Annotated in this window: 16 protein-coding genes; 14 read left to right on the top strand and 2 right to left on the bottom strand. The window is 34.1% G+C overall.

Features of this window, described 5'->3' with window-relative positions:
- Positions 1-20 precede the first annotated feature (20 nt).
- Positions 21-689 carry a GntR family transcriptional regulator gene (locus tag ACTB1H_RS06855; RefSeq protein WP_463262098.1) on the bottom strand — a complete coding sequence of 223 codons (669 nt, stop codon included), beginning with the start codon at positions 687-689 and terminating at the stop codon, positions 21-23.
- A 106-nt stretch (positions 690-795) separates the two neighbouring features.
- Between ACTB1H_RS06855 and ACTB1H_RS06850 the strand changes: the two genes are divergently transcribed.
- The 11 genes from ACTB1H_RS06850 to rbsB all read left to right on the top strand — a co-directional run bounded on the left by ACTB1H_RS06850 (position 796) and on the right by rbsB (position 10542).
- Positions 796-1293 (top strand): peptidylprolyl isomerase, encoded by a 498-nt coding sequence (locus tag ACTB1H_RS06850; protein ID WP_463262097.1) that lies wholly within the window; start codon positions 796-798, stop codon positions 1291-1293.
- A gap of 1 nt (position 1294) precedes the next feature.
- On the top strand, positions 1295-1720 hold the full coding sequence (locus ACTB1H_RS06845; RefSeq protein WP_463262096.1) for a PPC domain-containing DNA-binding protein: 426 nt from the start codon (positions 1295-1297) through the stop codon (positions 1718-1720).
- Positions 1721-1730: 10 nt separating this feature from the next.
- Complete coding sequence (gene galU, locus ACTB1H_RS06840; RefSeq protein ID WP_463262095.1) at positions 1731-2621, top strand: UTP--glucose-1-phosphate uridylyltransferase GalU; 891 nt, start codon at positions 1731-1733, stop codon at positions 2619-2621.
- Positions 2614-3429 carry a Cof-type HAD-IIB family hydrolase gene (locus tag ACTB1H_RS06835; protein ID WP_463262094.1) on the top strand — a complete coding sequence of 272 codons (816 nt, stop codon included), beginning with the start codon at positions 2614-2616 and terminating at the stop codon, positions 3427-3429. The genes galU and ACTB1H_RS06835 overlap by 8 nt, the downstream gene beginning before the upstream one ends.
- Before the next feature lie 71 nt (positions 3430-3500).
- On the top strand, positions 3501-4736 hold the full coding sequence (locus ACTB1H_RS06830; protein ID WP_463262093.1) for a M48 family metallopeptidase: 1236 nt from the start codon (positions 3501-3503) through the stop codon (positions 4734-4736).
- Positions 4737-4827: 91 nt separating this feature from the next.
- Positions 4828-5814, top strand: a complete 987-nt coding sequence (locus ACTB1H_RS06825; protein ID WP_463262092.1) for a LacI family DNA-binding transcriptional regulator — start codon at positions 4828-4830, stop codon at positions 5812-5814.
- Positions 5814-6719, top strand: coding sequence for a ribokinase (rbsK, locus tag ACTB1H_RS06820; protein ID WP_463262091.1), 906 nt, complete (start codon positions 5814-5816; stop codon positions 6717-6719). The genes ACTB1H_RS06825 and rbsK overlap by 1 nt, the downstream gene beginning before the upstream one ends.
- An 11-nt stretch (positions 6720-6730) precedes the next feature.
- The gene (locus ACTB1H_RS06815; protein ID WP_463262090.1) at positions 6731-8224 is read left to right on the top strand and encodes a sugar ABC transporter ATP-binding protein; all 1494 of its coding nucleotides are present in this window, start codon (positions 6731-6733) and stop codon (positions 8222-8224) included.
- Between the two features lies 1 nt (position 8225).
- Positions 8226-9161: a ribose ABC transporter permease gene (gene rbsC, locus ACTB1H_RS06810; protein ID WP_463262089.1), complete on the top strand. Its 936-nt coding sequence runs from the start codon at positions 8226-8228 to the stop codon at positions 9159-9161.
- Positions 9162-9171: 10 nt separating this feature from the next.
- Positions 9172-9570 (top strand): D-ribose pyranase, encoded by a 399-nt coding sequence (rbsD, locus tag ACTB1H_RS06805; protein WP_463262088.1) that lies wholly within the window; start codon positions 9172-9174, stop codon positions 9568-9570.
- A 54-nt stretch (positions 9571-9624) separates the two neighbouring features.
- Entirely contained in the window at positions 9625-10542 is a 918-nt protein-coding gene (gene rbsB, locus ACTB1H_RS06800; RefSeq protein ID WP_463262087.1) for a ribose ABC transporter substrate-binding protein RbsB, read from the top strand.
- Positions 10543-10569: 27 nt separating this feature from the next.
- Here rbsB and ACTB1H_RS06795 read toward each other — a convergent pair whose 3' ends face one another.
- Positions 10570-11055 carry a GNAT family N-acetyltransferase gene (locus ACTB1H_RS06795; RefSeq protein WP_463262086.1) on the bottom strand — a complete coding sequence of 162 codons (486 nt, stop codon included), beginning with the start codon at positions 11053-11055 and terminating at the stop codon, positions 10570-10572.
- A 164-nt stretch (positions 11056-11219) separates the two neighbouring features.
- Here ACTB1H_RS06795 and ACTB1H_RS06790 point away from each other — a divergent pair, with 164 nt between their 5' ends.
- From ACTB1H_RS06790 to ACTB1H_RS06780, 3 genes are all read left to right on the top strand, one after another.
- Positions 11220-12431 carry an FprA family A-type flavoprotein gene (locus ACTB1H_RS06790; protein WP_463262085.1) on the top strand — a complete coding sequence of 404 codons (1212 nt, stop codon included), beginning with the start codon at positions 11220-11222 and terminating at the stop codon, positions 12429-12431.
- Between the two features lie 11 nt (positions 12432-12442).
- Complete coding sequence (locus ACTB1H_RS06785; RefSeq protein ID WP_463262084.1) at positions 12443-13273, top strand: ZIP family metal transporter; 831 nt, start codon at positions 12443-12445, stop codon at positions 13271-13273.
- Between the two features lie 101 nt (positions 13274-13374).
- Positions 13375-13536 (top strand): rubredoxin, encoded by a 162-nt coding sequence (locus tag ACTB1H_RS06780; RefSeq protein ID WP_463262083.1) that lies wholly within the window; start codon positions 13375-13377, stop codon positions 13534-13536.
- Positions 13537-13672 lie beyond the last annotated feature (136 nt).

Below are 13672 nucleotides of genomic sequence, written 5' to 3'. Positions count from 1 at the left end.
GATGTATTTGAGCTTTAAATTTAAAGCTCAAATACATCTTTTTTTAAGTAATCATCAGAGCATTTTTTTAAGTGCGATTCCATTAAAGTGCGTGCAAGACTACATTCTTTATTTTCAAACGCTTCTAATATCTTTTTATGTTCTTTTACAGATATTTCCACTCTTTCATTTACGAAATCAACACTTATAGCACGATAAATAATGTTATTCCAAAAGCTTAATATCATATTCTTTAAATTGGGCATGTTTGCCATTTCTATGATTTTATAATGGAACATTTCATTATATTTTGAATTTGTGTTGAATAGGCTATTTTCATCACATTTTTCATTTTCTTGAATTATAAGACTTAACTCATTTATATCATCTAAAGTTGCATTTTTACATGCCATTTCGCATGCTAAAGCTTCTAAACATGCTCTAATTTTCATATCTTCCATTATTGTATTTAAATCTGGCATCTTTATGGTGCAACCTACTTGGGGGATTATTTCTATTATTCCTTCCTGTTCTAGCCTTTTTAAAGCATTTGTTATAGGAGTACGTGTCAGTTTTATATATTCTGAGAGCTTATATGAAGAAATTATTTCTCCGGGCTTAATTTCTCCGTTTAGTATCATATCTTTAATTTTAATATAAGCTATATCAGTCTTTCTTAAGTTTTGTAAATATGGATCATATATTTGCATTTTCAAACCTCCAGTTATCACCATAATATAACAGTTATTTTATAAATGCAATAGTTTAAAATAATTGATAAATATGCTAAAATTTAAACAGAAAGGATGTGCATTTATGGTAAATCCAATAGCAATTATTGAAATGGAAAATGGTAAAAAAATTAAATTAGAACTTTATCCAGATGTTGCTCCAATTACTGTCGAAAATTTTATAAAATTAGCAAAGGATAATTTTTATGATGGAGTTATTTTTCACAGAGTGATAAAGGGCTTTATGATTCAAGGTGGAGATCCCGAAGGTACTGGAATGGGGGGACCGGGGTATAGCATTAAAGGTGAGTTTAGAGATAATGGGTTTGAAAACAATTTAAAACACGAAAGAGGAGTCATCTCTATGGCTAGAGCCAGTGATCCAAACTCAGCAGGTTCTCAGTTTTTTATAATGCACCAAGATGCACCTCATTTAGATGGCTCTTATGCTGCGTTTGGCAGAGTAATTGAAGGAATTGAAGTGGTTGATGAAATAGCTAATGTGAAGACAGATTTTAGAGATAGGCCAGTTGAAAAACAAGTTATTAAGACAATTATCATAGAGGATCAAATGGAGGTTTAAAATGGATTATAGAGCTTTTGGGAATAAATTCATAGTACGACTCAACAAAGGTGAAGAGATAGTACAAAAGATCAAAGATTTAGTAGAAAAAGAAAATATAAAATTAGGATCAATCATTGGAATTGGGGCAGTTGACATTGCTACTATTGGACTATTTGATACTAACACAAAAGAGTATCATTCAACTAAACTAGAGGGTGATTTTGAAATAACAAGCCTAGTAGGGAATATATCTACTAAAAATGGAGAAACTTATCTCCATATGCATATAGCTTTAGGAGATGAAAAATACCATGTTTATGGGGGACACTTAAATGAGGCTTTTGTTAGTGCAACCTGTGAATTAATTATTGAAAAAATTGATGGAGTTGTAGAAAGAGAGTTTGATGAAAATTCAGGTTTAAATTTATTGAAATTCGTTGACTAGGAGGGGTTATATGAGAGTAAAAAAGGCTGTTATCCCTGCAGCAGGTTTAGGGACTAGATTTCTTCCAGCGACAAAAGCTCAACCCAAAGAGATGCTTCCTTTAGTTGATAAACCTACACTTCAATATATTATTGAAGAAGCTGTGGAATCTGGTATAGAAGAGATATTAATAATCACTGGTAGAAATAAAAAAAGCATAGAGGATCATTTCGACAAGTCTATAGAACTTGAATTGGAGCTAGAGAAATCAGGAAAATCTGATCTTTTGGAAGAAGTACGCAGAACTTCGGATTTGGCAGACATTTATTATATAAGACAAAAACAACCTCTAGGTCTTGGTCATGCTATATATTGTGCCAAGACATTTATTGATAACGAGCCATTTGCAGTCCTTTTAGGGGACGATGTTGTATATAATCCTGAGAAACCTTGTTTAAAGCAGATGATAGAGATATATGATGAGTACAAGACTACCATCTTAGGAGTTCAACCTGTTGATAATGAAGAAGTCAATAAATATGGGATAATAGATGGAAAATATATAGAAGATAGGGTATATAAAGTTAAAGATTTGGTAGAAAAACCTCCTATAGGTTCAGCTCCATCGAATATTGCTATTTTAGGAAGGTACATTATCAGTCCATCAATATTTGAAGCATTAGAGAATACTAAACCTGGTAAAAATGGGGAAATACAGCTTACAGATGCATTAAAAGAGTTGGCAAAAAAAGAAGCTATGTATGCATATGAATTTGAAGGCAAGAGATACGATGTGGGCGATAAACTAGGGTTTTTAGAGGCAACTGTTGAGTTTGCATTAAGAAGAGAAGATTTAAAAATTGACTTTTTAAAATATTTAATTGAATTAGTAGAAAGAGAGAGAGAAAAGCTTAATGATTAAATTAGTAGGATTAGATTTAGATGGGACACTTTTAAATGATGAGCATAAGATTTCAAATGAAAACAAAGCAATAATTGATAGTTTAAAGGAACTTGGAGTTAAAGTTGTTTTAGCTTCTGGTAGAGAGGTAGAGTCGATGATTTGGGCTAGCAATGAACTTAAACTTGACACGCCCCTAATTGCATTGAATGGTGCTATAGTAACTGATAATAAAGGAGAGAAAATCATATTTGATAAACCTTTGAATTTGATAAAAATAAAGGATTTGTTCATCGACTTATATAATAATGGAAGATTTATGCTTATATTTTTTAAAGATGAGGTCATAGCTACAGACAATAATGATGATTATTTTAACTTGTTTATAAAATACAGCAATGTCATACCAAAAAGAGTAAACAATGTGGTTAAATATCTAGATGACAACAATCTATGGGATTCTGTGTATAAGATAATTTTTTCTGATGAGGAAGAAGTCCTTATTAAATTAAGAGATGATCTAAGTGGGAAACTAGATGATGATTATAATCTAACTTTTTCAATGCCATTTTATTTAGAGCTTTATGATTCAAATGTTTCCAAAGGAATAGCATTGGAATTTGTAGCAAATATCTATGGAATAAATAATGAAGAGATAATGGCAATTGGAGATGGAGAAAATGACTTATCGATGATTGAGTTTGCCAAAATAGGAATAGCAATGGAAAATGCTCCTGATTTTATCAAAGAAAGAGCTAATTATATCACTAGTTCAAATATAGAAAATGGAGTATTCCATGCGATAAAAAAGTTCATATACAACGAATAGCCCGAGATTTCGGGCTATAATAATATACAGAATTATGTTCGACTAAATTATAAAAATTGGAGTGAGCAAATATGACATATAAATTAAAAACAACAATCGTTGTGTTTTTTATTGTATTGTTGGCGTTTATATTTCTTATGTTCAAGGCAGAGCTTAACAACATAGAATCTTTAAAGAGAGATTACCCTGAACTAGAAGAAACAGTATATAGCTATAGAATTGACTTGTTAAAGGTGTGGGCAGTTAGGTTAATAGCTACTTTTCTTTTGCCTCTTATATTTTTAGTAAGTGGACTATCGCAAAAGATAAGTATATTTGCACAAAACAAGCACAGTCTATTTGCGAGTGGGATAATTTATGGGCTAATTTTCTTTGGAATGATGTTTTTAATTAATTTGCCGATCAATTACTATGGCTCATACTATCTAGGGCATAAGTATGGGCTTTCGAATCAGACACTACTTAGATGGCTTGAATTAAATATAAAGTCATTTTTAGTAAATGATGCTGTTATTTCTTTGTTTTTATTCATTCCATTTCTGATTATATATAAAAGCCCAAACATGTGGTGGTTTAATCTGTGGCTTATTTCAATACCTGTGATTGTATTTATTGTTTTTATATCGCCATTTGTTATAGACCCTATTTTTAACAACTACAGGCCGTTGGAGGATGGAGCGCTGAGGGATGAAATAACTGAAATTCTTGAAAAAGCAGACATAGAAGATGCTTCGATTATGGTAGTGGATAAGAGCAAAGACACAAAAGCTATGAATGCATACATGACCGGGATATTTAGTGCAAAGAGAATTGTTCTTTGGGACAATACAATAAACAATTTAGAAACCAAAGAGGTAGTGAGCATAACTGCGCATGAAATAGGGCACTATGTTAAAGGACATATTTGGAAAAACATATTGTTTGGGATAGCAGGAAGCTTTGTAATTCTATATTTATTAAATATTTCAGCCAATTGGGTGCTTGCGGAATCAAAAGGAGCATTCGGCTTTAAAAATATGACAAATCTTGCTGTGATTCCTTTGTTTTTGATTCTGATAAACTTGTTTAATTTTTTTGGAAGTCCTATTCAAAATGGGCTTTCAAGGGAATTTGAAAGACAAGCAGACAGGTTTGAAATTTCGCTCACAAAAGATAGAGAATCAGCGGTATCCGCATTAAAGAAAATAAACTACACAAATTTAGGACTTCCAAGACCTTCAAAGTTCTATGAATTCTGGTATTATTCGCACCCTTCATTAGAAGAACGCATTGAATTCTATATGACAGAAGATTTCGAAGAAATTTAAAAAAATTTGTTGATTTATATTGAAGAAGTGATATTATTATATTAGGTAAACGATTACCCAATTAAACGATTAACTGACAAGTGGTGATAATATGGGCATAACAATAAAAGAGATTGCAGAGCTAGCAAACGTTTCTAGCGCAACTGTTTCCAAAGTACTAAATGACAAAGCTCCCTACATTAGTGAGGAAACAAAAAAGAGAATTTTCGACATAGCTAAAAAAGAGGGTTATATACCTAATGCAGTTGCTAAGAGTTTAAAAGTTAAATCAACGAAGACTATTGGAATTATAATACCTGACGTGATGAATCTGTTCTTCTCTGAATTAGCGAGGGGAATAGAAGATGCTGCAGAGAAAAGAGGTTATTCAGTCATACTATGCAACTCTGACAATAACGAGGAAAAAGAAAAGAGATACATACAAGTGCTACAGGAGAAGATGGTAGATGGTATTATCCTAACAGCCTCTGAAAAAAGTGTAGAGAGGTCTCTAAATATGCGAAAAATTCCGATGGTTCTTTTAGATAGAGACATAAATACAGATGTAAGAGTTGGCAAGATCTTTGTCGACAATGAAACTGGTGAATATGAGGCATGCAAATATTTAATAGAAAAAGGCATAAGAGATATAGCATTTATTTCTTCTAATGTAATAAGTAAATCATCTAGTCAAAGGCTAAATGGATACAAAAGAGCTTTATCTGATCATGGGATAATGATTGATGAAGATCTTATATACTTAGACAGTTATACGATAGAGACAGGGTTTAATGGTGTTCTGGAAATACTAAAAAAAAGGAATTTCAAAGGTATCTGCTGTGGGAATGATCTAATTGCGATAGGTGCAATTAATGCACTCAAACAAAAGCAGATAAGAGTACCAGAGAATGTAAAAGTAATTGGCTTTGACGATATTCAAATTTCAAAATACATCAATCCGCCACTTACTACTGTAAAACAACCTATTTACCAAATGGGGAAAGAGGCTGTAGATATGCTAGTCAACATGATTAATGGCTATGATATGGATTATGAGATCATTTTAAGAACAAGTTTAATTGAAAGGATGAGCTGTTAATGGGCAAGATTGTCGTCATTGGGAGTATCAATTTAGATTTAGTTGTTGAAGTCGATGAAATACCTAAAATAGGGGAAACGGTAATGGGAAATTCTCTTTCTCAAATACCTGGAGGAAAAGGCGCTAATCAAGCTGTTGCGATGGCAAAATTAGGCTGTGATGTGGACTTCTTAGGGAAGGTAGGAAATGACAGTTTTGCCAACATTGTTTTAAATTCCATGAAAGAATCAGGTGTAAATATAAAAAACATAAAGAATGAAAGCATATCTACAGGAATTGCGGTCATAAATGTAGATAAAAATGCACACAACAACATCATAGTCATTCCGGGAGCAAACGGCAAAGTCGATGAAGCATATCTACTGGAGAATGAAGAGATTATCAAAAATGCGGAAGCTGTAGTTTTTCAACTAGAGATTCCAATAGATACGGTAAAATTTGGATTGAAACTAGCTAAAAAGCATGGCAAATTGACTATATTAAACCCCGCTCCTGCCTATGAGCTGAATGATGAAATCATCGAGAACGTAGATATCATAATTCCAAATGAGCATGAGCTATCGAGAATAGCCCATATAGAAATAAAAGATGAGGCTGACTTGATTGGAGCTTGTAACTTGTTGATAGATAGTAATGTCAAAAAGATAATAGTTACATTAGGAGAAAAAGGTGCGCTCTATGTAGATGAAAATACTACTAAAATGTATCCTTCATATAAAGTGAAAGCAATGGATTCAACTGCTGCAGGAGATGCGTTTATAGGTGGTTTTGTGGCTAATTATATTAAGACTAAAGACATAGATAAAGCTATTGACATGGGTCAAAAAACTGCTGCTATTTCAATACAAAGGTTTGGCGCACAGACTTCATTGCCTACATTAGAAGAAGTATTAAATTTTAAATAGGAGAGAGTTTTATGGGTAGAGAAATACTTAGAATGGAGAACATTTCAAAGAGTTTTCCCGGCGTTAAAGCATTGGACGATGTCAGTTTCACGGCATATGAAGGCGAAGTTATGGCGCTTTTAGGTGAAAACGGAGCAGGCAAAAGTACTTTGATGAAGATTTTATCGGGTGTATACACAAAAGACTCAGGGCGAATATTATTAAACGGTGAAGAAATAAATGTGCTTAATCCTAGAGATGCAGCTGAAAAAGGAATCGCTATCATCCACCAAGAACTAAATCTCATACCAAATTTGACAGTTTATGAAAATATATTTTTAGGTAGAGAAAAGGTTAATTCATATAGAGTACTAAAAAAAGACTATATGATAGATGAATCTAAAAAGCTCTTGGAAAGGCTGAGAGTTGACATTGATCCTACGCTTAGAGTAAATGAGATATCGATAGCAAAACAACAGATGGTTGAAATTGCAAGAGCTTTATCTTTGAATGCTTCGGTAATAGTCATGGACGAACCTACGGATACACTAACCGACAAAGAAGTGGATAGCCTATTTGATGTTATAAGAGAACTAAAAACAGAAAACAAAGCGATTGTATATATTTCCCATAGACTTAAAGAAGTGTTTGAAATATGTGATAGAGCTACCGTTCTGAGAGATGGAAAATTAATTGACGAGCGGATGATCAGCGACTTGGATGAAGATGAGATAATCAAGTTAATGGTAGGCAGAACTTTGGATGAACAATTTCCATATTTAATGACACAGGCTAGTGAGAATGTGCTTGAAGTTATAAATCTGACAAATAAATACGTAAAAAATATTTCTTTTAGCCTAAAAAAAGGTGAAGTGCTAGGCATATCAGGGTTAGTTGGAGCCGGAAGAAGTGAATTGGGGAAAACCATATTTGGTTTGTATCCAATAGATGAAGGGGAGATTTTTCTAGAAGGGAAAAAAGTAGAATTCAAATCACCAAAAGAAGCAATTGAAAACGGAATAATGTATGTATCTGAAGATAGAAAATCTGAAGGATTAGTTCTTTCTATGGATGTAAAGTCTAACATAACTCTTTCCTCACTCGACAAATTTAAAAGGGCAATTGGTCTTGACAAGAAAAAAGAAGAAAGAGTCACACAGGAGTACAGAGAGAAAATTAAAATCAAAACTCCTTCCTTGACGCAGAAAGTCAAAAATTTAAGTGGTGGCAATCAACAAAAAGTGGCGATTGCAAAATCCCTTTTAACTGAGCCGAAAGTGCTCATCTTGGACGAACCAACACGCGGGATAGACGTCGGGGCAAAGAGAGAAATATATGATCTATTAAATGCAATTAAGAAAGAAGGCCATTGCGTGATCATGATATCTTCTGAAATGCCAGAAATTTTAGGGATGAGCGACAGAATAATAGTAATGCATGAAGGTGTGGTAAAAGGAGAATTTACTAGAGAAGAAGCCACTTCTGAAAAGATAATGAACTATATCATTAAAGGGGAGGAAAACTAATTTGAAAACTAAATTGAGTAAAGCAAAGCCACTTTTAGGGCTTATATTAATTGTTGTGGTTGTCAGCATTATTAGCCCAAACTTTTTATCAAAGGGCAATTTGCTTACAGTTTTAAGGCAGACTTCAATCAACGCAATTATAGCTGCAGGTATGACTTTTGTAATATTAACTGCAGGAATAGATCTTTCAGTTGGGTCTATATTAGGTTTTTCTGGAGCGATATGTGCATATTTACTTACAAATGGCACAAATGTATTTATATCTTTTTTAGCTGCAATTTTAGTAGGTGCATTATTTGGGCTGTTTAATGGAGTGGTCATAACGAAAGGGAAAGTTCAACCTTTCATTGCCACTTTAGCTACTATGATCCTTTTAAGAGGTGCAACAATGGTATTTACAAACGGCAAGCCAATTGCCGTAAAAGGAGAAAGTGCTACTAAAATACTCAGGTATATAGCAAGAGGAGATATACTTGGAATTCCTGTTGCAGTTATAATGATGGTTATTATCTTTGCTATTTGCTATCATATTCTCCACAATACAAAATATGGCAGGCATATATATGCAGTTGGCGGAAATGAACAAGCAGCTTTACTTTCTGGAGTAAACACAGATCGAGTTAAGATGTTAGCGTATATGATAAGTGGAATTTTAGCATCAATTGCTGGAATTATAGTTTTAGCAAGGCTTTCTTCAGCTCAACCTACAGCAGGTGATGGATATGAGTTAGATGCAATTGCAGCAGTAGTATTAGGAGGAACATCTCTGGCAGGTGGACAAGGTGCGATATTGGGAACTATCGTAGGGGCTTTGATCATTGGGATATTAAACAACGCTTTAAATTTACTTGACGTTCAATCATATTATCAAATGATCGTAAGAGCGATTGTAATACTGATTGCAGTGTTATTGGATCGAAAAGAAAAAAATAAATAGAGGTGATTGAATGAAAAAAAGAGGAATATTGAATGGAGAACTTTCTAAATTAATCGCAGAAATGGGGCATATGGATATGATCCTCATCGGAGATGCTGGTATGCCTGTGCCTAAAGGGGTTAAACTAATTGACCTAGCTTTAGTTGAGGGAATACCTGGCTTTATAGATGTACTAAAAGCAGTATTAGAGGATTTAAAGGTAGAGGAAGCTTATATAGATGTGGAATTAAAAAGTGTAAGCCCTCATATGAAAGAAAATCTAGACCATGTCATAAATGGTGAATTTAAGGTCACAGAGATGGAGCATGAAAAACTCAAAGAGTTGTCCAAGGACTGTAAAGCTGTGATTAGAACAGGAGAATTTACTCCATATTCAAATATAATTTTAAAATCAGGAGTTGTATTTTAAGTTTATAACAGCGTTAGCTGTTAAAATTAAAAATTAATGGGAGGGTAAAAAAAGATGAAAAAATTAATTACAATGTTGATGGTACTAGTACTTAGTATCTCGCTTGTTGCTTGTACATCTAGTACAGATGAAGGAGAAGATACTACTGGTGGAAGCACAGAAGCCAAAAAAGTTGGATTTGTCATATCGACACAGTCAAACCCATTCTTCGTTACACTTAAAGAAGGAGCAGAACAAAAAGCTAAAGATTTAGGCGTAGAATTGATAGTATTAGACTCACAAGACGATCCAGCAAAAGAAGCTTCAAATGTTGAGGACTTGATTACTAAAAAAGTAGATCTTATCATAATTAATCCTACTGACTCTGATGCTGTCGTAAATAGTGTACTTGCAGCTAACGATGCTGGAATACCAGTAATAACTGTTGACAGAGCATCTAACGGCGGAGAAGTAGTATGCCATATTGCATCTGACAATGTCGCAGGTGGTAAAATGGCAGGAGAATTTATAATTCAACAACTAGGCGGAAAAGGCAAAGTTGTAGAGCTTGAAGGAATAGCTGGCACTAGTGCAGCTAGAGAAAGAGGAGAAGGCTTCAACGCTGCTTTAGAAGGCACAGAAATAGAAGTAGTAGCTAGACAAACAGCTGATTTTGATAGAGCAAAAGGCTTGGATGTAATGGAAAATATTCTTCAATCTCAACCTGAAATAGATGCTGTATTTGCTCACAACGATGAAATGGCACTTGGCGCATTAGAAGCAATTAAAGCAAGTGGAAGAGATATAATAGTAGTTGGGTTTGATGCAACTGATGACGCTGTTAAAGCTGTAGAAGCTGGTGAAATGGCAGCAACTGTTGCTCAACAACCAGGACTTATGGGTGAAATAGCAATTGAGACAGCAATCAAAGTATTAAACGGAGAACAAGTTGACGCAAACATACCTGTAGAATTACAATTAGTAACAAAATAAGAAGCAAAAAATAGAGTGGTGAATTATTCACCACTTTATTTTTAACCTCATATAAATTGAATTTCCCATTGGATTGTCATTAAATGGTTCGATTTCTTGAAAGCCATATTCTTTATAGAGCTTTAACGCTGTTTCTAAATATGGGAGTGTATCCAATATAATGTATTCATATCCAATTTCCTTTGCAGATTCGATTGCTTTTTCAATGAGCAAATGCGAATAACCTTTTCCTCTGTACAAAGGCTTAATGTAGAGCCTTTTCATCTCGCAAGTTTTATCATCAACTTTCCTTAAAGCTATGCACCCGATAGGAAGATTATCCAATTTTAGCAAGAATAGTCTTCCGTATGGAAGGCCATACTTAATTGAAGGATCTTTAAATTCATAATCGTAGTTTTGTTGGGACAGATACTCTTTGAAATTATAATCCTTCTCTATTAACATATCTGTGTATTCGTTGAATAATTCTCTGATTGATCCAATTTCATTGTAAGCTAAAACTATTTCCAACATATAATCACCCTTAAAGTCGTATCATATTTAATTTATACCATTTTGTGGCATCGGTTACAATATTATTGAAAATAAAGCAATCATTTGATAGAATGATAAATAGATAACATATATTACAAGTGGTTCAACAATGAAAAGATTACACATAAACAAGGAGGGATACGATGAATGTAGTAAAATTAGAAAATGGAATAACTAAGTTGTCAGCAAATTTAGGTGGAATATTATTTGAAGGAATGTGGGAAATACCAAATGGAGTATCATTGAATTCGTATATAGTAAAAGGCGATAAAATAGCTATAATAGATGGATTTGGCGATTGGGATGGAGTGCCAGAGAAATTATTTGAATTATTGAAGGAAGCAGATGTAAGTATTGAGGATATCAGATATTTAATAGTTAATCATATGGAACCAGATCACACTGGTTGGATAAAGGAATTTAAGAAACTAAGTCCAAATTTTGAAATAGTTTGTACAAAAAAAGCAGCAGCTGTGATGAAAGCATTTTATGATATGGAAGAAAATGTTAAAATAGTTGCAAATGGAGATAATTTAGATCTCGGGAATGGCAAAGTTCTTGAATTTTATGAAGTGCCAAATGTGCATTGGCCTGAAACTATGATTACTTATGAAAAGTCTACAGGAGTAGCATTTACTTGCGATCTATTTGGAACATTCGGGAAAACTGATTATGATTTCGATGATAATTTAACTGATGAAGATTTAAAATATTTAGATGAAGAGGGTTTAAGGTATTTCTCAAACGTAATGATGACTTTTACTCCTCAAGTGAAAAGGGCAGTTGAAAAATATGAAAGTCTTGATGCAAAGATAATAGCTCCATCACATGGAATTGTGTGGAAAAAAGATCCGTATAAAATTGTAGAGATGTATAAAAATTATGTTGATTATGCTTTGGGTTATGGCAGAAAAGAAATAACTATATTATGGGGTTCAATGTACGGAAGAACTGAAACTGCAGTTAGAGAAATCGAAAAATATATTGAAAGTAGAGATATAAAGGTAAATGTTTGTAGGTTGCCTCAAACAAACTGGGGAACAGTTTTAAAATCTGTATTGAGTTCATCTGGAGTCATAATTGCGGCACCAACTTATGAATATCAAATGTTTCCACCTGTTGCGTGTGCGTTAGAAGAAATAGGCAGAAAGAAAATATTGAAAAGACATGCCTTTGCATTTGGATCGTATGGCTGGACTAGTGGATTACAAAAAGAATTAGATGATATTATGAATAGGTATAAATTAAATTGGAACTTTGTTGACACCTATATTTTTAATGGAAAAGCTAAAAAAGAGGATATTGATGTGATTAAAAAAAGAGTTGATGCATTAATAAATAAAATTGGCTTTTAAGGGGTGAGGCCATGTTAAACTTTTTAGATTCACTAACACCAGTTCAACAAGCGCTTTTAGCTACTCTTTTCACTTATGGTGTAACAGCGTTAGGCGCTGCGCTAGTATTTTTCTTTAAAACAATAAACAAAACTGTGCTAAATGGAATGCTCGGGTTTGCGGCAGGTGTTATGATAGCTGCATCCTTTTGGTCGCTGTTGGAACCCAGTTTGGAGATGGCGGAAAACTTAGGGCAAATTCCATATTTAACCGCAGGAATTGGATTTTTATTAGGTGGAGGATTTTTATATTTTGTCGACACAATCATGCCTCACTTGCATATGGGACTTGAGAGCTCAAAAGCTGAAGGGCCAAAAACATCTTTACAAAGAAGTATACTACTAGTATTGGCGATCACGCTTCACAACATACCTGAAGGTTTGGCAGTAGGAGTCGCTTTTGGAGCTGCGGCTTTAGGAGATGCATCGGGAGCTACTTTAGCCGGAGCTAGTGTATTGGCTCTTGGCATAGGACTTCAAAACTTCCCAGAAGGAGCAGCAGTGTCAATTCCTTTGAGAAGAGAGGGATATTCAAGAGGAAAATCGTTCTTCTTAGGCCAGGCATCGGGAATAGTTGAGCCTATAGCTGCAGTCATAGGCGCTTATGCGGTGATGGCCATTCAGCCAATATTGCCATATGCGTTGGCTTTTGCAGCAGGAGCTATGATATATGTAGTAGTAGAAGAGCTTATCCCTGAAGCCCAAATGGACTCAAAACTTGGAAAATCAAGCACAGATATATCCACTATCGGCTGTATGATTGGTTTTACGGTCATGATGGTAATGGATGTCGCACTAGGTTAGATGAAATTTCATCTAGCCTTTTTTTACATAAATTTACACACATAAAGTTATAAATTAAATAATCGGGGTATAAAAAATAAATAATCTAAGGAGGCTGTAAAATGGACAAGTGCAAATGCACAGTATACGGATATGTTTATGATCCAGAAAAAGGAGATCCAAGCTCTGGAATTGCACCTGGGACTAAGTTTGAAGATCTTCCAGAAGATTGGGTATGCCCTGTTTGCGATTCACCAAAGTCGAAATTTGTAAAAGTTGAATAAATAAAGGGTAAACTCTTTAGTTTACCCTTTATTTATCTGTGCGCCCAGCATGGGCGTAAACTAGTCGGTGAAAGTCCGATACGGAGGTTGATAGTGCCAACCGTTAGCTTAAGACAAGGGTGTCCATCGTGAGGTG

It is taken from the genome of Soehngenia sp., assembly GCF_055108775.1.
Note: the sequence above shows the minus strand (reverse complement) of the source record. Positions and strands in the feature narration are given on the sequence as shown.

What these genes read in the sequence shown, in the direction of transcription:
- galU (WP_463262095.1), top strand. Translation starts at nt 1,731, where the DNA reads ATGAGAGTAAAAAAGGCTGTTATCCCTGCAGCAGGTTTAGGGACTAGA.
- ACTB1H_RS06795 (WP_463262086.1), bottom strand. Translation starts at nt 11,055, where the DNA reads ATGTTGGAAATAGTTTTAGCTTACAATGAAATTGGATCAATCAGAGAA.
- ACTB1H_RS06815 (WP_463262090.1), top strand. Translation starts at nt 6,731, where the DNA reads ATGGGTAGAGAAATACTTAGAATGGAGAACATTTCAAAGAGTTTTCCC.
- ACTB1H_RS06855 (WP_463262098.1), bottom strand. Translation starts at nt 689, where the DNA reads ATGCAAATATATGATCCATATTTACAAAACTTAAGAAAGACTGATATA.
- rbsB (WP_463262087.1), top strand. Translation starts at nt 9,625, where the DNA reads ATGAAAAAATTAATTACAATGTTGATGGTACTAGTACTTAGTATCTCG.
- ACTB1H_RS06790 (WP_463262085.1), top strand. Translation starts at nt 11,220, where the DNA reads ATGAATGTAGTAAAATTAGAAAATGGAATAACTAAGTTGTCAGCAAAT.
- ACTB1H_RS06845 (WP_463262096.1), top strand. Translation starts at nt 1,295, where the DNA reads ATGGATTATAGAGCTTTTGGGAATAAATTCATAGTACGACTCAACAAA.
- rbsD (WP_463262088.1), top strand. Translation starts at nt 9,172, where the DNA reads ATGAAAAAAAGAGGAATATTGAATGGAGAACTTTCTAAATTAATCGCA.
- ACTB1H_RS06825 (WP_463262092.1), top strand. Translation starts at nt 4,828, where the DNA reads ATGGGCATAACAATAAAAGAGATTGCAGAGCTAGCAAACGTTTCTAGC.
- rbsK (WP_463262091.1), top strand. Translation starts at nt 5,814, where the DNA reads ATGGGCAAGATTGTCGTCATTGGGAGTATCAATTTAGATTTAGTTGTT.
- ACTB1H_RS06850 (WP_463262097.1), top strand. Translation starts at nt 796, where the DNA reads ATGGTAAATCCAATAGCAATTATTGAAATGGAAAATGGTAAAAAAATT.
- ACTB1H_RS06830 (WP_463262093.1), top strand. Translation starts at nt 3,501, where the DNA reads ATGACATATAAATTAAAAACAACAATCGTTGTGTTTTTTATTGTATTG.
- ACTB1H_RS06780 (WP_463262083.1), top strand. Translation starts at nt 13,375, where the DNA reads ATGGACAAGTGCAAATGCACAGTATACGGATATGTTTATGATCCAGAA.
- ACTB1H_RS06785 (WP_463262084.1), top strand. Translation starts at nt 12,443, where the DNA reads ATGTTAAACTTTTTAGATTCACTAACACCAGTTCAACAAGCGCTTTTA.
- ACTB1H_RS06835 (WP_463262094.1), top strand. Translation starts at nt 2,614, where the DNA reads ATGATTAAATTAGTAGGATTAGATTTAGATGGGACACTTTTAAATGAT.